21 protein-coding genes are annotated in these 18883 nt (G+C 71.0%); 12 read left to right on the forward strand and 9 right to left on the reverse strand.

The window, feature by feature from the left end; translation table 11 throughout:
- Positions 1-17: 17 nt before the first annotated feature.
- The 6 genes from pfkB to ACFFRH_RS17820 all read right to left on the reverse strand — a co-directional run bounded on the left by pfkB (position 18) and on the right by ACFFRH_RS17820 (position 4280).
- The gene (gene pfkB, locus ACFFRH_RS17795; RefSeq protein ID WP_344744160.1) at positions 18-959 is read right to left on the reverse strand and encodes a 1-phosphofructokinase; all 942 of its coding nucleotides are present in this window, start codon (positions 957-959) and stop codon (positions 18-20) included.
- Between the two features lie 133 nt (positions 960-1092).
- Positions 1093-1854 carry a DeoR/GlpR family DNA-binding transcription regulator gene (locus tag ACFFRH_RS17800; RefSeq protein ID WP_344744161.1) on the reverse strand — a complete coding sequence of 254 codons (762 nt, stop codon included), beginning with the start codon at positions 1852-1854 and terminating at the stop codon, positions 1093-1095.
- Between the two features lie 378 nt (positions 1855-2232).
- Positions 2233-2775 carry an RNA 2'-phosphotransferase gene (locus tag ACFFRH_RS17805; RefSeq protein ID WP_344744162.1) on the reverse strand — a complete coding sequence of 181 codons (543 nt, stop codon included), beginning with the start codon at positions 2773-2775 and terminating at the stop codon, positions 2233-2235.
- Between the two features lie 196 nt (positions 2776-2971).
- Positions 2972-3415 carry a type II toxin-antitoxin system PemK/MazF family toxin gene (locus ACFFRH_RS17810; RefSeq protein WP_344744164.1) on the reverse strand — a complete coding sequence of 148 codons (444 nt, stop codon included), beginning with the start codon at positions 3413-3415 and terminating at the stop codon, positions 2972-2974.
- 219 nt (positions 3416-3634) lie between these two features.
- Positions 3635-3838, reverse strand: coding sequence for a DUF5302 domain-containing protein (locus ACFFRH_RS17815; protein ID WP_329079480.1), 204 nt, complete (start codon positions 3836-3838; stop codon positions 3635-3637).
- A 259-nt stretch (positions 3839-4097) separates the two neighbouring features.
- A complete protein-coding gene (locus tag ACFFRH_RS17820) occupies positions 4098-4280 on the reverse strand; it encodes a hypothetical protein (RefSeq protein ID WP_344744165.1) in 183 nt (60 codons plus the stop codon).
- Between the two features lie 79 nt (positions 4281-4359).
- Here ACFFRH_RS17820 and ACFFRH_RS17825 point away from each other — a divergent pair, with 79 nt between their 5' ends.
- Together ACFFRH_RS17825 and ACFFRH_RS17830 are read left to right on the forward strand one after the other, a co-directional pair.
- On the forward strand, positions 4360-4806 hold the full coding sequence (locus ACFFRH_RS17825) for a MarR family winged helix-turn-helix transcriptional regulator (RefSeq protein ID WP_386157820.1): 447 nt from the start codon (positions 4360-4362) through the stop codon (positions 4804-4806).
- 37 nt (positions 4807-4843) lie between these two features.
- A complete protein-coding gene (locus tag ACFFRH_RS17830; protein WP_344744166.1) occupies positions 4844-5071 on the forward strand; it encodes an HGxxPAAW family protein in 228 nt (75 codons plus the stop codon).
- Here the strand turns inward: ACFFRH_RS17830 and ACFFRH_RS17835 are convergent, their stop codons facing one another.
- The 3 genes from ACFFRH_RS17835 to ACFFRH_RS17845 all read right to left on the reverse strand — a co-directional run bounded on the left by ACFFRH_RS17835 (position 5072) and on the right by ACFFRH_RS17845 (position 7875).
- Positions 5072-5416, reverse strand: a complete 345-nt coding sequence (locus ACFFRH_RS17835) for an anti-sigma factor antagonist (protein WP_344744167.1) — start codon at positions 5414-5416, stop codon at positions 5072-5074.
- Positions 5417-5497: 81 nt separating this feature from the next.
- Positions 5498-6169: a response regulator gene (locus ACFFRH_RS17840; RefSeq protein WP_344744168.1), complete on the reverse strand. Its 672-nt coding sequence runs from the start codon at positions 6167-6169 to the stop codon at positions 5498-5500.
- Positions 6166-7875, reverse strand: a complete 1710-nt coding sequence (locus ACFFRH_RS17845; RefSeq protein ID WP_344744169.1) for a sensor histidine kinase — start codon at positions 7873-7875, stop codon at positions 6166-6168. Before ACFFRH_RS17845 ends, ACFFRH_RS17840 begins: the two co-directional genes overlap by 4 nt.
- A gap of 86 nt (positions 7876-7961) precedes the next feature.
- Here ACFFRH_RS17845 and ACFFRH_RS17850 point away from each other — a divergent pair, with 86 nt between their 5' ends.
- From ACFFRH_RS17850 to ACFFRH_RS17895, 10 genes are all read left to right on the forward strand, one after another.
- Positions 7962-9326, forward strand: coding sequence for a cation:dicarboxylate symporter family transporter (locus ACFFRH_RS17850; protein ID WP_344744170.1), 1365 nt, complete (start codon positions 7962-7964; stop codon positions 9324-9326).
- Between the two features lie 268 nt (positions 9327-9594).
- Entirely contained in the window at positions 9595-10353 is a 759-nt protein-coding gene (locus tag ACFFRH_RS17855; RefSeq protein WP_344744172.1) for an SDR family NAD(P)-dependent oxidoreductase, read from the forward strand.
- Between the two features lie 2 nt (positions 10354-10355).
- Positions 10356-11705, forward strand: a complete 1350-nt coding sequence (locus ACFFRH_RS17860) for a class-II fumarase/aspartase family protein (RefSeq protein ID WP_344744173.1) — start codon at positions 10356-10358, stop codon at positions 11703-11705.
- A complete protein-coding gene (locus tag ACFFRH_RS17865; protein WP_344744174.1) occupies positions 11698-12645 on the forward strand; it encodes a thiamine pyrophosphate-dependent dehydrogenase E1 component subunit alpha in 948 nt (315 codons plus the stop codon). The genes ACFFRH_RS17860 and ACFFRH_RS17865 overlap by 8 nt, the downstream gene beginning before the upstream one ends.
- Positions 12638-13648: an alpha-ketoacid dehydrogenase subunit beta gene (locus ACFFRH_RS17870; RefSeq protein WP_344744175.1), complete on the forward strand. Its 1011-nt coding sequence runs from the start codon at positions 12638-12640 to the stop codon at positions 13646-13648. The genes ACFFRH_RS17865 and ACFFRH_RS17870 overlap by 8 nt, the downstream gene beginning before the upstream one ends.
- A 99-nt stretch (positions 13649-13747) precedes the next feature.
- Positions 13748-14731: a sugar ABC transporter substrate-binding protein gene (locus tag ACFFRH_RS17875; protein WP_344744176.1), complete on the forward strand. Its 984-nt coding sequence runs from the start codon at positions 13748-13750 to the stop codon at positions 14729-14731.
- Positions 14728-16242, forward strand: a complete 1515-nt coding sequence (locus ACFFRH_RS17880) for a sugar ABC transporter ATP-binding protein (protein WP_386157829.1) — start codon at positions 14728-14730, stop codon at positions 16240-16242. Before ACFFRH_RS17875 ends, ACFFRH_RS17880 begins: the two co-directional genes overlap by 4 nt.
- Positions 16232-17494 carry an ABC transporter permease gene (locus ACFFRH_RS17885; RefSeq protein ID WP_386157832.1) on the forward strand — a complete coding sequence of 421 codons (1263 nt, stop codon included), beginning with the start codon at positions 16232-16234 and terminating at the stop codon, positions 17492-17494. Before ACFFRH_RS17880 ends, ACFFRH_RS17885 begins: the two co-directional genes overlap by 11 nt.
- Positions 17491-17949 carry a VOC family protein gene (locus ACFFRH_RS17890; RefSeq protein WP_386157835.1) on the forward strand — a complete coding sequence of 153 codons (459 nt, stop codon included), beginning with the start codon at positions 17491-17493 and terminating at the stop codon, positions 17947-17949. The genes ACFFRH_RS17885 and ACFFRH_RS17890 overlap by 4 nt, the downstream gene beginning before the upstream one ends.
- A gap of 89 nt (positions 17950-18038) precedes the next feature.
- Positions 18039-18881 carry an amidohydrolase family protein gene (locus ACFFRH_RS17895; protein WP_344744187.1) on the forward strand — a complete coding sequence of 281 codons (843 nt, stop codon included), beginning with the start codon at positions 18039-18041 and terminating at the stop codon, positions 18879-18881.
- Positions 18882-18883: the final 2 nt, after the last annotated feature.

Genomic DNA, 18883 nt, shown 5'->3' on the forward strand with positions numbered 1-18883 from the left:
GTGGTTCTGCGCCGCTGTCAGCCCCCGGACCGCAGCGGCAGAGCAGGATCGGCTTTGGTGACGCGGACGTCGTCACGGTGGATGTGGTGGGGGGAGGGCATCCGGCTTCCCGGCAGCCTGACCGCGGCGGTCGCCCAGGCCAGCGCCTCGACCAGCGCGCTCTCGCCGCGCGCCCCGGCGGCGAGGAACCCGGCGAGCATGGCGTCACCGGCGCCGACGGTGCTGCGCGGCTCGGCCACCGGGCACTGGCCGTGCCAGATCTGGTCGTCCTGCAGCAGGATCGCGCCGTCGGCGCCCAGGCTGGCCAGGACGGCGCCCGCGCCCCGGGCCCGCAGGTTCTCCGCGGCCTTGATGGCGTCGCCCATGGACGAGATGACGATCCCGGTGGCCTCGCCCAGCTCCTCCCGGTTGGGCTTGACCAGGGCGGGAGCCTCGGCGAGCGCCGCGACGAGCGCGGGCCCGCTGGTGTCGACCGCGACGTTGATGCCCGCCCCGCTGAACCGCTCGCACAGGCGGGCGTAGACGTCGGCGGGCACCTCGGGCGGGAGGCTGCCCGAGGCGACCACCCAGTCCGCGGAGCTCGCCGCGCCGAGCACGGCCTCGGCGATGGTGTCGAGCTCGGCCGGTGACAGGGCCGTCCCCGGCTCGTTGATCTTGGTGACCGTGCCGTCGGGCTCGGCCAGCGCGACGTTGGACCGGGTGGTCCCGGCGACCGGGACGGTGATCATCTCGATGCCCTCCGCCGAGAGCAGGCTCACCAGCTGCCGTCCCTCGTCGCCGCCGAAGGGGACGACCGCGCACGAGCGGACCTGGTTGGCCAGCAGCGCCCGGGAGACGTTGACGCCCTTGCCACCGGGGTCGAGGTGGGCGGCGGCGGCGCGGATGACGGCCCCGCGGGTCAGCGACCCGATCTCGATCGTGCGGTCCAGGCTGGGGTTGAGGGTGAGGGTGACGATCACGCCGGGACCACCTCGATCGTACGACCGGGACCGGGACCGGCACCGATACCGGGACCTGGACCCGGGCCGGGGCCGGGAGCTGGACCGGCGCCGGGGCCTGGGCAGAGGTCGGTGCCGGGGGGCGGGGGGACGGTCACGCCCGGACCACCTCCGGACCGGCGGCGGCCATCTCGGCCGCGACCCCGGTGTCGAGCCCCGTGTCACTGATCACCACGTCGATCTCCTGGATCGAGGCGAAGCGCGCCAGGTAGGTGTTGGCGAACTTGGTGTGGTCGGCGAGCAGCACGCACCGCTGCGCCGCGCCGATCATCGCCCGCTTGATGGCGGCCTCGGCCGGATCGGGAGTGGTCAGCCCCTTGGCCACCGAGCACCCGTTGGCCGCCATGAACGCCACGTCCACGTGCAGGTCGGCGAGGGGGCGCAGTGCCCAGTCGTCGACGGTGGCCAGGGTCCGCCCGCGCACCCGCCCGCCCAGCATGATCACCGTCAGGTTGGGGCGGGTGGCCATCGCCGTCGCGAGCGGCGGGGAGTTCACGATCACGGTCAGCTCCCGGTCGACCGGGAGCGCCTGCACCAGCCTGCCGGTCGTCGAGCCGGCGTCGATGATGATCGCGCCGTCCTCGGGGAGCTCGGCGAGCGCCGCCTTGGCGATGCGCTCCTTCTCTCCGATCATCACCTCGTCGCGGGCGGCCAGCTCGGGCTCGAACCCCAGCCGCTCGACCGGGATCGCACCGCCGTGCACGCGCCGCAGCATCCCGGAGCGCTCCAGCGCGGTCAGGTCGCGGCGGATGGTCTCCGTGGTGACGGCGAACTCCTCCGCCAGCGTCACCACGTCCACCCGTCCGACGGTCCGCGCCCGGCGCAGGATCTCCTGTTGCCGTTCCTCGGCGTACATGCTGTTGATTCACCACCGTTTCGATGTTGTTTCAGCTTTATTTACACCCGTATGTGTTGGAACGTCAATGGGTTGACTTCCCACCAAACCAGCATGAACATGAAAAAACCCCAGGTGCTTGCCCGGGGGTGCGATGTGGGGTGGGAGTGGCCTGCGGTTGGCCCAGATTTTGGAATGCGTTGGAAATCCTGTGTCCTCCGGGGCGGGGGCGGAGACCCGGCATTCTCCCGGCGCGGATGGCGGGGCCGGGGATTCCCCGGCTGGGGCCGGCGGGGGTCCGGGCCTCGGAGGTGGGGGCGGGACCACGGGGGCAGGGACCGTGGAGGGGCGGGGGTTGTGCCGGGGGCGTTCCGTGAGGTCGTCCTGCGGCCGAGTCCCTCAGCCGGGGAACGAGATGTGGGCGGCCGGCACGTGGGCGGTCAGCCAGACGCCGTTGGCGCTGACCTGGAACTCGTGACCCGCCCGGTGCATCTCCCCCGAGCGGACGACCAGCACGACGGGCCTGCCCCGGCGCGCGCCCACCCGGGCCGCGGTCTCCCGGTCGGGGGACAGGTGGACGGCGTGCCGGTCCATCGGCCGCAGGCCCTCCTCCCGGATGGCGTCCACGTACGAGCCCACCGTCCCGTGGAACAGGAACTCGGGCGGCTCGGCCGGGAGGAGGCCCAGGTCGACGTCGATCGTGTGGCCCTGGTTGGCGCGGATCCGGCCGCCCTCGACGACGAAGCGCCGCTTGTCGTTGCCCGCGACCACCCGCGCGAGCTCCTCACGGGTGATCGCGAAACCGTGCCGCGCGGCGGCCTCCAGCAGGGCGTCGACGTCCGTCCAGCCCTGTGGATCGAGGGTCAGCCCGATGCGTTCCGGCTGGTGCCTGAGGTGCTTGGAGAGATATTTGGAGACTCGAACGAGCCGTCTGTCGTCCATGGGACACCAGGATGCTGGCTCACCCCGCCGTTTTCCACCGGATTCGCGCCCGGCGCCTCCACGCTGGAGCGCGCGTCAGGACGTCACCTTCCGGCCTCGTACGTCCTCGCGAGTCCGCGCCTTCGCCGGAACGCCACCCCGAGCCGGTACGGCCGGTGTGGGCCGGGCCGGTGCGGGCCGGTGGGGCGGTGCGGGCTCAGCCGTCGGCGGCCCAGCCGTGGGTGCGCTTGAGGACGGCGGCCACGCGGGCGAAGCGGGCGCCGTCGAGGACGGAGCCCTCGCGCCGGATGTCACCCTCGGCGAGGGTGAAGACCCGGTCCAGGCGCAGGTAGGAGACCCGGTTCTCCCGGTCCCACTGGCCGGGGCCGATCTCCAGCCAGTCGTCGGGGTCGCCGCCGCCGGCCCGGCTGGACAGCATCAGCGCGAGCAGCTTGCGCCCGTGCCGGCCGACGACGAGCAGCGGCCGGTCCTTGCCCCGGTCCGGATCCTCCTCGTAGGGGACCCAGGCCCAGACGATCTCGCCGGGGTCGGCGAGCCCGTCGAGGTCGGGGGAGTAGTGCAGGGTCGCGCTCCGGTCCACGCGGTGGACCTCGCTGACCGCGCCTCGGGCCGGCCGGGGGTCCTCACCAAGATCACGCACGTGCACAGCCTATTGCAGACCCCCGCACGCTTCCAAGGGGGCCGGGAGACGACGGAGATCGACGGGGAGGCGGGACGCCTCCGCCGCGATCGGGATCATCTCGGTGCCGGGAGACGAAGGTCGACGGAGGGAGCGTGCCGCCCGCTGGCCGGGGGCCAGCGGGGCGGCCGAGATCCGGGTGGGCGGGTGCCCCGGTCCGGACCTGGTTCGAAAGACGGCTCAGCCGCCGCTCTTGCGGCGGAAGGAGCGCTTGGCCGCAGCCGGGCCGTGAGCACCGTGGATCTTCGAGGAGTTCTTCCCCTTGCCCCCGGCGCCCGCGTCCGCCTGGGCGAGCTTCTTGCGCTCCAGTGCTTCGCGGAACTTGCGCTTCAGCTCGTCGTCGGAACTTTCGGAACCTTCGGGCTCCGGTGTGACGTCAGACATTACAGACCTCCTGATCTATCGGGCGGTCCAACCCCGACCAACAGGATCATCATCCTCTCATCCGGACCCTTCCGGCGTGCAGGCCCCCCGCTTCGGCTCTGAGAGGAAGCCCCTGGAGGAAGCCCCGGGAAAGAGTCCCGGAGGGATCCTCGGGAGAGGGTCCTGGGAAGGGGCCCGAGGGGAGGCTCGGGAGAACTCCGGAGGGAAGGACGGGGACAGGCGCGTGCCGCGAGCTCCGCGGGTGCGCCGTCCGGCCACGTCAGTGCATGCCCAGGGCCATCATCAGCAGCAGGCCGGCCAGGTGGCCGACGACCACGAAGACGATCACGAAGACGAAGACGAACTTCGCCGGGCCGTGCTCGAAGTGCCGGCCCTCCTTGAGCGTGGAGCGCTTGGCCTCGCGCTCGGCGATCCGCTCCTCGATCGGCTTGCTGTGAAACATGGGGATCCTTTGCTCGCCGACGGTTGGGGCGATAATAGTTTGTGTACTAATTATCGTACTATGTCGGTTGGAGGCGCGCGTGAGTGACATGGCCGACCCCCTGAGCCTGGACCGTCAGGTGTGTTTCGCCCTGGCGATCGCCTCGCGCAACGTCATCGGGCTCTACCGGCCCCTGCTGGAGCCGATGGGACTCACCCACCCCCAGTATCTGGTCATGCTCGCCCTCTGGGAGCGGGCACCGCTCTCGGTCAAGGAGCTGAGCAAGCTACTGAGACTCGACCCCGGTACGCTGTCCCCGCTGCTGAAGCGTCTCGAGGCCGTCGGCTACATCCGGAGGCGGCGTGACAGCCAGGACCAGCGTGTCCTGGCCGTCTCGCTCACACCGGAGGGTCACAGGCTGCGGGGCGAGGCGGAGAAGGTTCCGCCGGCGATCGTCGGGCGTCTGGGGATGAACATGGAGGAGCTCCAGGAGCTCCACCGGTCGCTGACACGGGTGATCGCGGCGGCGGACGGCGCGCATCACTGATTCGCGGAGAATCAGAGGACAGGGAGAGGAAAGGCTCATGGCCGGAAGTCACGGGGGAAGCCCCAAGTCTTGGCTCGCGGTGATCGTCATCCTGCTGGGGTTCACCGTGGGGGGCGTCGCCCTGTGCCTCGGCCCCAACTGGACGTTCTTCTGGGTCGGGGCCGGGATCATCGCGATCGGCGGCGTGATCGCCCTGATGGTCGACATCTTCTCGGACGTCATCATCGACGCGCCCCGCGTGCCGATGGACCAGGGCAACGGCTGATCAGGTCTTCTGCAGCGCCTCCTCGACAGAGGTGAAGACCTCGAAGGAGGCGCGCAGGCCGGTGATGGTGAGGATCCGCTCCAGGGTGCCGTGTACGCCGACAAGGGCGAGCCGGATGCCCAGGGCGCGGCTCCGCCGGAGCGCCAGGATCAACTCGGCGACCCCGGTGGAGTCACAGAAGGTGAGGCCGGCGACGTCGGCCACGACCATGGAGGGCGTCTCGGCGGCCCACGCCTTGTCCATCTCCGCGCGCAGGGCGGGGGAGTGCTGATAGTCGAGCTCTCCGAGCGCCCGGACGACGAAGACCGTTCCGAGCAGGCTCGATGAGACCGTGAAAAAGGCCATGCTGCGCTCCTTTGCCCGCGGGTGGCAGGGCGGGCTGCCTTTTTCCTACCAGTTCCGGGACCACCGTGCCCCGACGGGGCCTCAAATGATCCGATAGAGCAACTCGGGCCGTCCGAGGCCACCGTACTGGGGCACCCGGTGTGTGATCCCGCTCTCCGTCAGATGCTCCAGATAGCGGCGGGCGGTCACCCGGGAGACGCCGATCGCCGCCCCGGCGGTCTGGGCCGACAGGCCGCCGGGGGACCTGCGCAGCTCCGCCAGTACGGCGTCGAGGGTGGCCTGAGTCATCCCCTTCGGCAGGAGGTTCTGCGCCGGGCCGCGCAGCGCCGCCAGCGCGCGGTCCACCTCGACCTGACCGCTCGCCTCCCGCGCGCCCTCCACCGACGACCGGAACTCGGCGTAGCGGGTGAGCTTCTCGTTCAGCGAGGCGAAGGTGAACGGTTTGAGCAGGTACTGGGCCACGCCGACGGAGACGGCCGACCTGACCACCGACAGGTCCCGCGCGGAGGTGACCGCGATGACGTCCGACATCACGCCCGCCGCCCGCAGCGCCCGGCACACCTCCAGCCCGTGCATGTCCGGCAGGTAGAGGTCGAGCAGGATCAGGTCGACGGGCTGCCGCCGCAGGAAGCGCAGCGCGTCGCCGCCGGACCTGACCACCCCCGCCACCCGGAAGCCGGGCACCCGCTCCACGAAGACCCGGTTCGCCTCGGCGGTGATCTCCTCGTCCTCGACGACCAGTACCGAGATCATGAGGTGTCCTTCCCTCGCAACGGCAGCCGTACGGTGAACAGCGCGCCCGCCCCGCTCTCCGCCGGCCGTCCGGCACCCGCCTCGCCCGCGACCGCGCGAGCGGCCCCCACGGCTCCCGCGGCCGGACCCGGCACGGTCAGGCCCGGCTCTGTCACCAGGTCCGGCTCGACCGCGCCGCCGACCTCGATCGTCCCGCCCATGCGGCGGACCGCCTGGCCGACCATGGCGAGGCCGAGGCCGCGGCCGTCGCCCTTGGTGGTCCAGCCCCGCCGGAAGGCCTCGCCCGCCGTCGCCGGGTCGAGGCCGGGCCCGCTGTCCGCCACGCTGATCACGAAGGTCGCCTCGTCGGCGCGCAGCCGCACCTCCACCCGCGCGGGCCGGGTGCCCGACATGGCCGCGTCCGCCGCGTTGTCTATCAGGTTGCCGACGATCGTCACCAGGTCGCGGGTGTCCAGGCCGAGGTCGTCGAGCTCGCTGTCCGGGGTGATCGACAACTCCACCCCCCGCTCCCCGGCCTCGGCGCTCTTGCCCAGCAGCAGCGCGGCGAGCACGGGTTCGCGTACGGCGCCCACCACCCGGTCGGTGAGCTGCTGCGCGGCCTTGATCTCCTCGGTCGCGAACGCGACCGCCTGCTCGGCGCGGCCCAGTTCGACGAGGGTGATGACCGTGTGCAGGCGGTTGGCCGACTCGTGCGCGGCGGCCCGCAGGGAGTCGGCGAAGCCGCGCTCGGCGCTGAGCTGCCCGCTCAGGGACTGCAGTTCCGTGTGGTCGCGAAGGGTGATCACGGTGCCGAGCGAGCGGCTGCCGGAACGGACCACCGCCACGTTCACCACCAGCGTCCGCTCCCCGGTCATGTGGATCTCGTCGGTGCGGTTCTCGGTCGCCGAGAGCCGCTCGCCCAGCGAGGAGGGAAGGCCCAGCCTGGTGACGTGCCTGCCGCTCACCTCGCCTGACAGGCCCAGGAGCTCCCTGGCCCCGTCGTTGCAGAGCGTCACCGTGCCCGCGTTGTCGACGAGCAGCAGTCCTTCCCGTACGGCGTGCAGGATCGCGTCGTGGTACTCGTACATCCGGCTCAGCTCGGCGGGGCCCATCCCGTGCGTCTGGCGGCGCAGCCGGGCCCCGACCAGGTAGGTGCCCACCCCGCCGACGGACAGGCCGAGCAGGCCGATCAGCACGGCGCCGGTGATCTGCCCGCGGAGCCTAACACTGATCTTGCTGATCGTGATGCCCCCGCTGACCAGGGCCCGTACCTCGCCGCCGGCGTCGCGGACCGGGGCGACGGCGCGGACCGAGGGGCCGAGGGTGCCGGTGTAGGTCTCGGTGAAGACCCGCCCGGCGAGGGCGGGCGCGGTGTTGCCGAGGAAGCGGCGGCCGATCTCGGCGGGGTTGGGATGCGTGTAGCGCACGCCGTCGAGGCTCATGATCGTGATGAAGTCGACCCCGGTCTCCCGCCTCACCCGTTCCGCGTACGGCTGCAGGGCCGCGGAGTCGCCCAGGGAGGCGAGGACGGAGGGGGAGTCGGCCACGCTGACGGTCACCGCCCTGGCGGTGACGGTGGCCTCCTCGACGAGCAGGTCACGCATCTGCAGGAACGCCAGCAGCGCGCCACCGGTCACGGTGACGCCTACGACGACGATCTGGAGGGCCAGCATCTGCCGGGCCAGACTCCAGTCGCGGATGCGTCTGGGAAGTTTCCGCAAGTTCACGAACGAAATGTACGCAATGGTGACTTAGATCACAGGGCCGGAGATAGTCGCTCGACCGGATTTTTCCTCTAGCGCGTGGAGCACGCATGAGCGCGGCCCGAGACAAAACACATTACCTGTACATCGCCGTCATCGTCGCCGTGGTCGCCGGTATCGCGATCGGCTTCGCGGCCCCCGACGTCGGTGTGGCGCTGAAGCCGCTCGGCACCGGCTTCGTCGCCCTGATCAAGATGATGATCAGCCCGATCATCTTCTGCACCATCGTGCTCGGCGTCGGATCGGTCACCAAGGCCGCCAAGGTCGGCAGGGTCGGCGGCCTCGCGCTCGGCTACTTCATCGTCATGTCGACCGTCGCGCTCGGCATCGGCCTGCTCGTGGGCAACCTGGTCGACCCCGGACAGGGCCTGCAGCTCACCGACGAGCTGCGCAAGGCCGCCGAGGCCGAGGCGGCCAAGGGCGGCGAGACCGACACGGTGTCGTTCCTGCTCGGGATCATCCCGACCACGCTGGTGTCGGCGTTCACCGAGGGCCAGGTGCTGCAGACCCTCCTGGTCGCGCTGCTCACCGGGTTCGCCCTGCAGGCGATGGGCGAGCGCGCCAAGCCCATCCTGAACGGCATCACCCACATCCAGCGGCTCGTCTTCCGGATCCTCGCCATGATCATGTGGGCCGCCCCGGTCGGCGCCTTCGGCGCGATAGCCGCGGTCGTCGGCGCCACCGGCATGGACGCGCTCAGGAGCCTCGGCGTCATCATGCTCGCCTTCTACCTGACCTGCGTGCTCTTCGTGTTCGTCATCCTCGGCCCGATGCTCTTCCTGGTGGCGCGGGTCGGCCTGTTCTCGCTGCTGCGCTATCTGAGCAGGGAGTTCCTGCTGATCCTGTCGACCTCGTCGTCGGAGTCGGCCCTGCCCCGCCTGATCGCCAAGATGGAGCACCTCGGCGTGAGCAAGCCCGTCGTCGGCATCACCGTGCCGACCGGGTACTCCTTCAACCTGGACGGCACGGCCATCTACCTCACCATGGCCACGCTGTTCGTCGCGAGCGCCACCGGCGCCCCGCTCGCCTTCGGCGAGCAGGTCTCCCTGCTGGTGTTCATGATGATCGCGTCGAAGGGCGCGGCCGGGGTCACCGGCGCGGGCCTGGCCACCCTCGCGGGCGGCCTGCAGTCCCACCGCCCCGACCTGGTCGACGGCGTCGGCCTCATCGTCGGCATCGACCGCTTCATGTCCGAGGCGCGGGCGCTGACCAACTTCGCCGGCAACGCGGTCGCCACCGTCCTGATCGGCACCTGGACGGGCGAGTTCGACCGGGAGCGCGCGACCGAGGTCCTGGCGGGCAGGGCGCCGTTCGACGAGACGACCCTCCTCGACGACGACGAGCGCGGCGACGACGGCCCGCCGCCCCCGCCGCCCGCCTCGCGGACGGACGACCCGGCCCTGACCCCGGCGTAGCGACGGCGGCCCGCGGCGGGCGCATGGGCCGGTGCCGGACGCTTGTCTCGGGGGAGCGAGTGTCCGGCACCGGCCCGTATCCGTACCGGAACGCTCCAGGTGAGGCCCGCGACTTCCGGGTCCACACCGGCTCGCGGAAGCCTTGCGGGATGTGTTAACGCCAGAAAAACTTCTTAATAAAAACGATTGACCGACCTCTTGTCCGTTTTGTGAGCCCCCTGCTACATTCCCAGTCAATCGTTTGACCAACCAAAGGGGATCCTCGGGGATGGCTGTCACGATCGACCTGACGGGACGCACGGCGCTCGTCACCGGTGCCGCGGGAGGCCTGGGTTTCGGATGCGCCCAGGCGCTGGCCGAAGCGGGAGCCGACCTCGTCGTCTCCGATCTCGCAGGGCCGCGGCTGACCGAGGCCGCCGCCTCTCTCGGAGCGCGCGAGCGGGCCGCCGACCTCACCGATCCCGGCCAGGCGGTGGCGCTGGCCGAGGGGATCGGCCGGATCGACATCCTGGTGAACTGCGCGGGGATCATGCGCACCACACCCCTGCTGGAGGTGTCGCCGGAGGAGTGGCGACGCGTCGTCGACGTCAACCTCAACGGCGCCTTCTGGATCACCCAGGCCGTCGGCCGCCGGATGGTCGAGCAGGGCGGCGGGTCCATCGTGACCCTCGCCTCCGTCGCCGCCCGCTCGGGGCGGCCCAACGCCGCCCACTACTCGGCGACCAAGACCGCGCTGCTGTCGCTGACGAAGTCGGCCGCGGAGGCCTTCGCGCCGGTGCGGGTCAACGCGGTCTGCCCGGGGATCTTCCTCACCCCCATGTGGGACGGGATCATCGCCGATCGTGACGCCCGCTTCGGCCCGGACGCGGGCGCGCAGTATCTCCAGGAGGTCAGCGACCGCTCCTCGCTCCGGCGTCCCGGCCGCCCGGACGAACTGGCCTCCGCCGTGCTCTTTCTCGCCAGCGACCTCGCGTCGTTCGTCACCGGCCAGGCGCTCAACGTCGACGGCGGACTGGAGATGAACTGACCGTGCAGACCTTCAAACTGCTGCCCAAGCTGTTCGGCGACGCGGGCATGGCCGATGTCTTCTCCGCCGAGCGCACAGTGCTCTCCTGGCTGCGGGTCGAGGCCGCGCTGGCCCAGGCACAGGCCGAGGCGGGGGTGATCGACGAGAGCGACGCCGAGGCCATCATCGGGGCCTGCGTCCCGGCCAACGTCGACATCGAGCGCCTCTGGCAGGAAGCCGTCAACGTCGGCTATCCCATCCTCCCGCTGGTGCGCATGATCGCCGCGGCGCTGCCCGAGGGGCCCAACGGTCGCGTGCACTACGGGGCGACCACCCAGGACATCATGGACAGCGGCCTCTCGCTGCAGATGAAGGAGGCGCTGGACCACCTGACCGCGCTGCTGGACACCTTCGGCGGAGTGCTCGCCGAGCTGGTCGAGGAGCACGCGGGCACCGTCGTGGCCGCGCGGACCCACGCCCAGCAGGCCGTGCCCACCACCTTCGGCGCGAAGATGGCGGTGCTGCTCGCCGAGGTCACCCGCCAGCGCCGGCGGCTGCGTACCGCCGTGAGGCAGGTCCCGCTCGTCTCCCTGTTCGGCGCCGGTGGCACCTCCGCCGCGATGGGCGAGCAGGCGGCCGTGGTCAGGAAAGGCATGGCCTCCCGGCTCGGGCTGGTGCCTACCGACGTGCCCTGGCACGTGGCCAGAGACGGAGTCGCAGAGTTCGGAGTCGTCTGCGCGGGTGTCACGGCGACCGCCGCCAGGTTCGCCCGCGAGATCGTCGACCTGTCCAGGACCGAGGTCGGAGAGGTTCGCGAGGCGGGCGGTCACCACCGAGGCGCGTCCTCCACGATGCCGCAGAAGGCCAACCCGATCGGCTGCGAGGCCATCATCGGGATGTCCGGTACGGCGGGGGCGCTCAGCTCCGCGCTGTTCCGGGCGATGGAGGCGGGACACGAGCGGGCCGCAGGTGAGTGGCAGGTGGAGTGGTACGTGGTGCCGCAGCTCGCCGAGCTCGCCGCGGGCGCGTTGGCCACGGCCGCGGAGGTGGCCCGGGGGCTGCAGGTCTTCCCCGAGGCGATGCGGAGCAACCTCGATGCCGAGGGTGGCCTGATCATGGCGGAGGCGTACATGATGCGTCTCGCCCCCGCCCTGGGGCGGGAGCAGGCGCACGACCTGGTCTACCAGGCGGCCCACGAGGCGCGGGCGCACGGCCGCGCGCTCGCCGAGACCCTGCGGGAACTGGCCGCTCCCGGTGATCTCGCGAGCCTGGGACCGCTGCCGATGCCTCCCGAGTCCTACCTCGGCGATGCCGAGACGATCTGTCTGACCGCGCTGGCGGCGTGGCGAACCGAGGAGAACGACGATGAGTGAGCGACGGCTCGCGGACCTGCTGGCCATGTGGCGGATCCGGGCCTTCGAGGAGAAGGTGCGCGACCTGCGGCTCGAAGGGCCGATCGTCGGCTCGGTGCACCTGTGCATCGGCCAGGAGGCGATCCCCGTCGGCGCCTGCGACGCCCTGGAAGCCGAGGACGCGCTGTTCGCGACCTACCGGGGTCACGGCTGGGCGCTCGCCAGGGGCGTGCCCGCCGAGCCGCTCTTCGCGGAGCTGATGGGCCGGGCCACCGGCGTCAACGGCGGGAGGGGCGGCTCCGCCTACTTCACCGCTGCCGAGTACGGCTTCCACGGTGAGAACTCCATCGTGGGCGCCGGCGCCCCGATCGCCTGCGGCGCGGCGCTCGCCGGCCGGTTCGACGGCTCCGGCCGGGTGGCGGTCACCGTCTTCGGCGACGGTGCGATGAACCAGGGCGCGGTGCACGAGGCGATGAACTTCGCCGCAGCCTTCGACCTCCCGGTGGTCTTCGTGTGCGAGAACAACCGCTACTCGGAGCTGACCCCGATCGCCGACATGGTCCGCGGCGGCAGGCTGGCCGACCGGGCCGCCGCCTACGGCATGCCCGGCCATCGCGTCGACGGCAACGACGCCGAGGCGGTCCGCTTCCATGTGCGCGACGCCGTCGAGGTCGCCCGCGAGGGTGGCGGACCGACGCTGCTGGAGTGCATGACGGAGCGCATCTCCGGCCATTACATCGGTGACGCGGAAAGCTACCGCAGGCCTGGGGAGATGGACCGGATCATGCGCAGGGAGCCGATCGCGCGGCTGTGTGAGGGCCTGCTCGCCGACGGCGTTCCCGCGGCCGAGATCGACGCGGTCGAGAGCCGCGCGAGGGCCGAGACCGAGGCCGCCGCCGCGGCCGCGCTGGCCGCACCGCTCGCCGACCCCGCGACCGTGATGGAGCACCTCTATGCCTGAGAGCACCGTTTCCGAGACCACCCGCAAACTGTCGTACGGAGAGGCCGTCAACGCGGCGCTGCACCGTCTGATGGAGGAGTTGCCGGAGACGCTCGTCTATGGCGAGGACGTGGGCGTACCCGGCGGCGTCTTCGGCGTGACGCGGGGCCTGCGCAAGCAGTACGGCGACCGTGCGTTCGACACTCCGATCAGCGAGTCGGCGATCCTCGGCAGCGCCGTGGGTGCGGCCATGATGGGTCGTCGCCCGGTGGTCGAGATCATGTGGGCTGACTTCTCGCTCGTCGCGCTCGACCAGATCGTGAACCAGGCGGCGAACGTCCGCTACGTCTCCGGCGGGCGCCTGGCGGCGCCGCTGACGATCCGCACCCAGCAGGGCAACGGGCCGGGCGCGTGCGCGCAGCACTCCCAGTGCCTGGAGGCGCTCTTTCTGCACGTTCCCGGGCTGCGGGTGTGCATGCCGTCCACCTCGCAGGACGCCCACGACCTGCTGGTCACGGCGGTGCACAGTGACGACCCCGTTCTGGTGGTCGAGAACAGGACCCTCTACTTCGGGGCGAAGGAGGAGGTGCGCGTCGGTGGCCCGGTTCTGCCGATGGGCGGCTCGCGGATCCGCCACGAGGGCTCCGACGCCACCGTCGTCACCTGGGGCGCCATGACCTGGCGGGCTGTGGAGGCCGCCAGGACCCTGGCCCTGGAGGGCTTCGGGGTCGAGGTGGTCGAGACCCCCTGGCTCAACCCGTTCGACACCGGCGCGGTGGTCGGCAGCGCCCGCCGCACGGGCAGGCTCGCGGTGGTCCACGAGGCCAACGTCACCGGTGGCTTCGGCGCGGAGGTCGTCGCGCGGGTGGCCGGCGCGGGGGTGGCGCTGAAGGCACCCCCGATCCGCGTCGGCACACCGGATGTCAGGATGCCCGCCGCGCCGGTCCTGGCGCAGGAGCTCGTCCCGGACGCGCGTCGTATCGCGGACGAGCTGCGAACGCTCATCCTGGGCGGTTCGCGATAGCGGTCCCGATGACGAACCGGCCCGTGGGGCACCGTCGGGAGCATTGTCGGGGGATTGTCGCCAAGTCAAACGTTTGACCTATTGCAAGCAGGAGAAACAATGAAGAAGGCATTCCTCGTGGTGGCCGCCCTCGCGGTCGGTGCGACCGCCTGTGGCGGCTCCTCCGCTGCGGATGAGGCCGCGCCGGAGAGCGGGAAGAAGCAGTACACGATCGGCGTCTCCAATCTCGGGCTGAGCTTCCCCTTCCCCGCCGCGATCGGCAAGGGCATCAAGGAGGAGGCGGCCAAGCTCGGCGTCACGATCGTCGAACTGGACGCGCAGGGCAAGGCCGACAAGCAGAGCAACGACATCCAGGACCTGATGGCCCAGCAGCCCGACGGCGTGCTGATGCTGCCGGTCGACTCCGGTGTCGCGCAGGGCCTCGCCGACCGGCTGAAGGCCGCGAACATTCCCACGGTCGCGGTGGCCTCCCAGGTCGGCGACCCCAAGGCCCGCAAGCTCAAGGACGTCTACCCCGGGCTGGTCGCCCTGGTCACCCAGGACGAGTACGCGGCCGGTGGCAAGGCCGGAGAGATCGCCGCCCAGGTCGTACCCGGCGGAGGCAAGATCGCCATCGTCGAGGGCGCGGCGGGCTTCGCCGAGGTCGTCAACCGCTGGCAGGACTTCCCCGCCGCCTCCGAGGCGAAGGGGGCGAAGTTCGAGGTCGTCGCCAGGCAGCCCGGCGACTGGGTGCAGGACAAGGCCCAGTCGGCGTGCCAGAACATGCTGGCGTCAAACCCCGGCGTCCAGCTCTTCTACGCCCAGTCCGACGACATGTCGGTGGGCTGCTCCAAGGCGGTCAAGGCCGCGGGCTCCGAGGCCAAGGTCATCGGCATCGGGGGCAGCAAGCTCGGCATCGACGCGATCAACGCGGGCGACGTGGTGGGCACGGTCTGTTTCAAACCCGAGGACCTCGGCAAGCTCGCCCTGACCACCCTTTACAAGCACCTGACCGGTGAGCAGAGGCAGGACGCCGCCTTCGTGACCTACGACACCCCGTCGATCACGAAGGACAACGTCGCCGACTGCACCCCGCAGTGGTGACCGCCCCGCTGCTCTCCCTGGAGGGCGTCGGCAAGTCGTTCCCCAACGGCACCGTCGCACTGCGGGGGGCGAGGCTGAACATCCTGCCGGGAAGCGTGCACGGTCTGGTGGGTGCCAACGGCGCGGGCAAGTCGACGATGATCAAGGTCATCGCCGGGGTGCACGCGCCGACGACGGGCACCGTGCGCTGGAAGGGCGAGGAGGTCGTCTGGCGTGACCCCGGATCCGCCAGGAAGGCGGGTGTCGCGACGATCATGCAGCACGTACCGCTCGCCCCGTCGCTCACCGTGCTGGAGAACGTCTTCCTCGGCGCTCCCGGGCCGTGGCGGCTGCCGCGCGCCCGCCGCGCGGAGTTCGCCGGGCTGCTGGAACGCGTCAACTACCTGATCGACCCCGACGCCGAGGTGATGGACCTGGCCATCGGGGAGCGGCAGATGGTGGCGATCCTCCAGGCGCTCGCCGTCGGCGCCGAGCTCGTCGTCATGGACGAGCCGACCGCCTCGCTCGCCGAGGGCGAGCGGCAGGTCGTCTTCGAGGTGGTCAGGAGACTCAGCGCCCAGGGCACCGCGTTCTTGTACGTCTCGCACTTCCTCGACGAGGTGCTCTCGCTCACCGACCGGGTCACCGTCCTGCGGGACGGGACCGTCGTCGAGGAGGGGGAGACGGACGTCTACGACGAGGACCGGCTGGTCCAGGCGATCGTCGGCCGGGACCTGCTCGCCGTGGAGCGTCGCACGGCCCCGCCCGCCGAGACCTCCGGACCGGCGTTGCTGGCCGTGCGGGAGCTGAACGCCCCTGCGGGCGTACGCGACGTCTCCTTCGAGGTACGTCCGGGAGAGGTCGTCGGCTTCGCGGGCCTGCTCGGCTCCGGGCGCTCGGAGATTCTGCACGCCGCCTACGGCGCCGACCCCCACGCCCGCGGCGAGGTGCGGGTCGCCGGCGAGAAGGTGCGGCGAGGCCCGCGCGCGGCCGTCGCCGCCGGCATGGCCCTGGTCCCCGAGGACCGTAACGCACAGGGCCTGATCGGCACCTTCCCGATCTGGAAGAACATCTCACTGCCCGACCTGCCGTCCCTGGCCCTGGGCCGGGTGATCCCGAGTGAGGGCGCGGAGACCGAGCGTGCCGCCCGGGTCATCGAGGACCTCGGCATCGTCTGCCCAGGACCCGAGGCCATGGTCACCGAGCTGTCCGGCGGTAACGCGCAGAAGGTCGTCTTCGGCAAGTGGCTGCACGGCGGGACCCGGATCCTCATGCTCGACGAGCCCACCGCCGGAGTCGATGTCGGGGCCAAGGCCGACATCCTCGAACTCGTCCGCGGGTTCGCCGCCCGGGGCGGCGCCGTGCTCATGGTGAGCAGCGAGTTCGAGGAGATCCTCGCGGTGGCGACCCGCGTGTTCGTCGTCCGCGAGGGCCGGATCGTCGCCGAACGACCGGCACACGAGACATCCGAGGAGGAACTGCTGATGCTGGCCAACGGATTCGGTGAGGGAGGTGTGCAGGGTGCCGCCTGAGACCTCGCCCCGCACCCCCGCGGCCCTGCCCGCGCGGCGCTCGCGGCTGACCGCCGCGCTACGGCCCGGCAACGCCGGGGTGGTCTACGCCTTCGTGCTCATCGTCGCCGTGCTGACGCTGCTCTCGGCCCAGCTGGGCCGGCCGAGTTACCTGTCACCGACCAACATCGTCAACATCCTGGACCAGTCGTCGCTGGTGGCCATCCTCGCCGTGTTCACCACGGTGGTCCTGATCAGCGGGAACTTCGACCTCTCCGTCGCCTCGGTCTCCGCCTTCTCGGCCGCGACGGTGCTCAGCGTGGTCAGCACGCTCGGGCTGCCGATGGCGATGGCGATCGCACTGGGCGCGGGGCTCCTCTGTGGCGCGGTCAACGGGCTGATCGTCCAGCGGGTCGGTATCAACGCCTTCATCGTGACGCTGGGAACCATGACGGCCGTACGCGGCCTGGTGCTCATCCTCACCGACGGCCGCACGATCACCGCCGAGGACCCCGACGCGCAGCGGGCGCTGATCGCGCTACAGGCCGGATACTGGACGGTCCCGCACATCCTGGCCGTCGCCGGAGCGGTGGTCCTGGTCGTCGGGGCGGTGCTGGTTCTGCTCGCACGCAGGTCCGGCGGCAGCCCGCTGCGCGGTGGCGTCGCGGTGGCGGCCGGTGCCGTCCTGATCGCGCTCAGCCCAATCCTCGGCTTCGAGTTGCGGCTGAGCAAGCCCACGTACTATCTCCTCGTGATCGTCACGATCACCTGGGCCGTGCTGCGCTACACCGTGATCGGCCGCCGCCTGTACGCCGTCGGCAGCAATGCCGAGGCCGCCCGCCTGTCCGGCATCAACGTCGACCGCTACAAGATCGGCGCGTTCGTGCTCAACGGCCTCGGCTCCGGTTTCGTCGGCGTGCTGTTCGCCGCCAAGCTGCTGGCCATCAACCCGACAGGCCTGCAGGGCACCGAGCTCACCGTGCTCGCCGCCGCGATCCTCGGCGGCACCTCGCTGTTCGGCGGCCTCGGCAGCGTGCTGAAGTCCGTCGTCGGCGCGCTGATCCTGTTCACCCTGGACAACGGGTTCAACGTGCTCAACCTGGGCGCCAACTACCAGGGCCTGATCGTCGGCACCGTGGTCATCGTGGCCGCGGCCATCTACACCATCGCCGGGCGGCAGCGCCAGGTTCGCCGGGTGCGGGAGTCGCAGGCGAAACCGGTGGATACCACTTCGAAACCCAGTGAATCCGAAAGACAGGGGGCTCTGCGATGAGGGGAGTCTGGCACTTCTCCTTCACCGTCGCCGACCTTGACAGGTCCGTGGCCTTCTACCGCGATCTGCTCGGCTTCACGCTCGTGCACCGGCAGGACCAGGACAACGACTACACCCGCAGCCTCGTCGGCTACCCCGACGCCGTGCTGCGCATCGCGCAACTGGCCGTACCCGGTCAGCCGCGCGGGGTCTCCAGCCACGACCTGGAACTCGTCGAGTATGTTCGCCCGCGCGGCGAGGGCAGGGACCCGGCCAGGCACCTTCCGGGCGCCGCCCACCTGGCGCTCACCGTCACCGACGCCCGTGCCGAGTACGCGCGGCTGTCGGCGGCGGGGGTGCGTTTCGTCTCGCCGCCCAACGAGATCACCGCCGGGGTCAACGCGGGCGGGTTCGCCTGCTATTTCCTGGACCCGGACGAGATCACCCTGGAGTTCGTACAGCCACCGCCACGCTGACGAACTCCAGGGATCCAGCGGCGTTGACACCCCCGGTGGAGCGTCCTAGTTTGTGCAAACTCAAACGACTGATCGAAAAGGAGCGGCGGATGGCCGTCATCGATGCCCACCAGCACTTCTGGAACCTGGAGACGGGTTCCTACTCCTGGTTGACACCGGAGGCGGGGCCGATCCACCGCACCTTCGCCCCCAAAGAGCTCCTCGGTCAGCTCGCCGCCGCCGGTGTGGAGCGGACCGTGCTGGTCCAGGCCGCCGACACCTACGCCGACACCGACGCGATGCTGGCGCAGGCGGACGCCCACGACTTCATCGCCGCCGTGGTGGGCTGGGTTCCGCTGAACCGGCCGGACGAGGCCGCCGAGGCGCTGGAGCGCTATGGGCGGCACCCGAGGTTCGCCGGGGTCAGGCATCTCATCCACGACGACCCCGACCCCGACTGGGTGATCCAGGACTCGGTGGTCGAGGGGCTGGGCCTCCTCGCGGCGGCGGGGCTGCCGTTCGACGTGGTCGCGGTGCTGCCCAGGCATCTGGAGCACGTGCCGGTCCTCGCCGAGCGTGTCCCCGGGCTGCGGCTGGTCATCGACCATCTGGCCAAGCCGCCGATCAGGGAGAAGGGCTGGGAGCCGTGGGCGTCGCTGATCGCCCGAGCCGCCGAGCATCCCAATGTGTACGCCAAGGTGTCCGGCCTCAACACCGCCGCCGATGCCGAGAGCTGGACCGCCGAGGACCTCCGCCCCTACGTCGACCACGCGATCGAGGTGTTCGGCCCCGACCGGCTGATGTTCGGCAGTGACTGGCCGGTGGCCATCCTCGCCGGAGACTACGCCAAGGTGTGGCGGGAGACGGGCGTGCTGCTCGCGGGCCTTGGCGGGAACGACCGTGCGGCCGTACTCGGAGGTACGGCCGCGCGCTTCTACGGGATCGGGGTCTGACC

This window comes from Streptosporangium vulgare (genome assembly GCF_042428775.1).
In the GTDB taxonomy this organism is placed as follows: Bacteria; Actinomycetota; Actinomycetes; order Streptosporangiales; family Streptosporangiaceae; genus Streptosporangium; species Streptosporangium vulgare.

What these genes read in the sequence shown, in the direction of transcription:
- ACFFRH_RS17800 (WP_344744161.1), bottom strand. Translation starts at nt 1,854, where the DNA reads ATGTACGCCGAGGAACGGCAACAGGAGATCCTGCGCCGGGCGCGGACC.
- ACFFRH_RS17805 (WP_344744162.1), bottom strand. Translation starts at nt 2,775, where the DNA reads ATGGACGACAGACGGCTCGTTCGAGTCTCCAAATATCTCTCCAAGCAC.
- ACFFRH_RS17815 (WP_329079480.1), bottom strand. Translation starts at nt 3,838, where the DNA reads ATGTCTGACGTCACACCGGAGCCCGAAGGTTCCGAAAGTTCCGACGAC.
- ACFFRH_RS17820 (WP_344744165.1), bottom strand. Translation starts at nt 4,280, where the DNA reads ATGTTTCACAGCAAGCCGATCGAGGAGCGGATCGCCGAGCGCGAGGCC.
- ACFFRH_RS17830 (WP_344744166.1), top strand. Translation starts at nt 4,844, where the DNA reads ATGGCCGGAAGTCACGGGGGAAGCCCCAAGTCTTGGCTCGCGGTGATC.
- ACFFRH_RS17835 (WP_344744167.1), bottom strand. Translation starts at nt 5,416, where the DNA reads ATGGCCTTTTTCACGGTCTCATCGAGCCTGCTCGGAACGGTCTTCGTC.
- ACFFRH_RS17840 (WP_344744168.1), bottom strand. Translation starts at nt 6,169, where the DNA reads ATGATCTCGGTACTGGTCGTCGAGGACGAGGAGATCACCGCCGAGGCG.
- ACFFRH_RS17850 (WP_344744170.1), top strand. Translation starts at nt 7,962, where the DNA reads ATGAGCGCGGCCCGAGACAAAACACATTACCTGTACATCGCCGTCATC.
- ACFFRH_RS17855 (WP_344744172.1), top strand. Translation starts at nt 9,595, where the DNA reads ATGGCTGTCACGATCGACCTGACGGGACGCACGGCGCTCGTCACCGGT.
- ACFFRH_RS17865 (WP_344744174.1), top strand. Translation starts at nt 11,698, where the DNA reads ATGAGTGAGCGACGGCTCGCGGACCTGCTGGCCATGTGGCGGATCCGG.
- ACFFRH_RS17870 (WP_344744175.1), top strand. Translation starts at nt 12,638, where the DNA reads ATGCCTGAGAGCACCGTTTCCGAGACCACCCGCAAACTGTCGTACGGA.
- ACFFRH_RS17875 (WP_344744176.1), top strand. Translation starts at nt 13,748, where the DNA reads ATGAAGAAGGCATTCCTCGTGGTGGCCGCCCTCGCGGTCGGTGCGACC.
- ACFFRH_RS17890 (WP_386157835.1), top strand. Translation starts at nt 17,491, where the DNA reads ATGAGGGGAGTCTGGCACTTCTCCTTCACCGTCGCCGACCTTGACAGG.
- ACFFRH_RS17895 (WP_344744187.1), top strand. Translation starts at nt 18,039, where the DNA reads ATGGCCGTCATCGATGCCCACCAGCACTTCTGGAACCTGGAGACGGGT.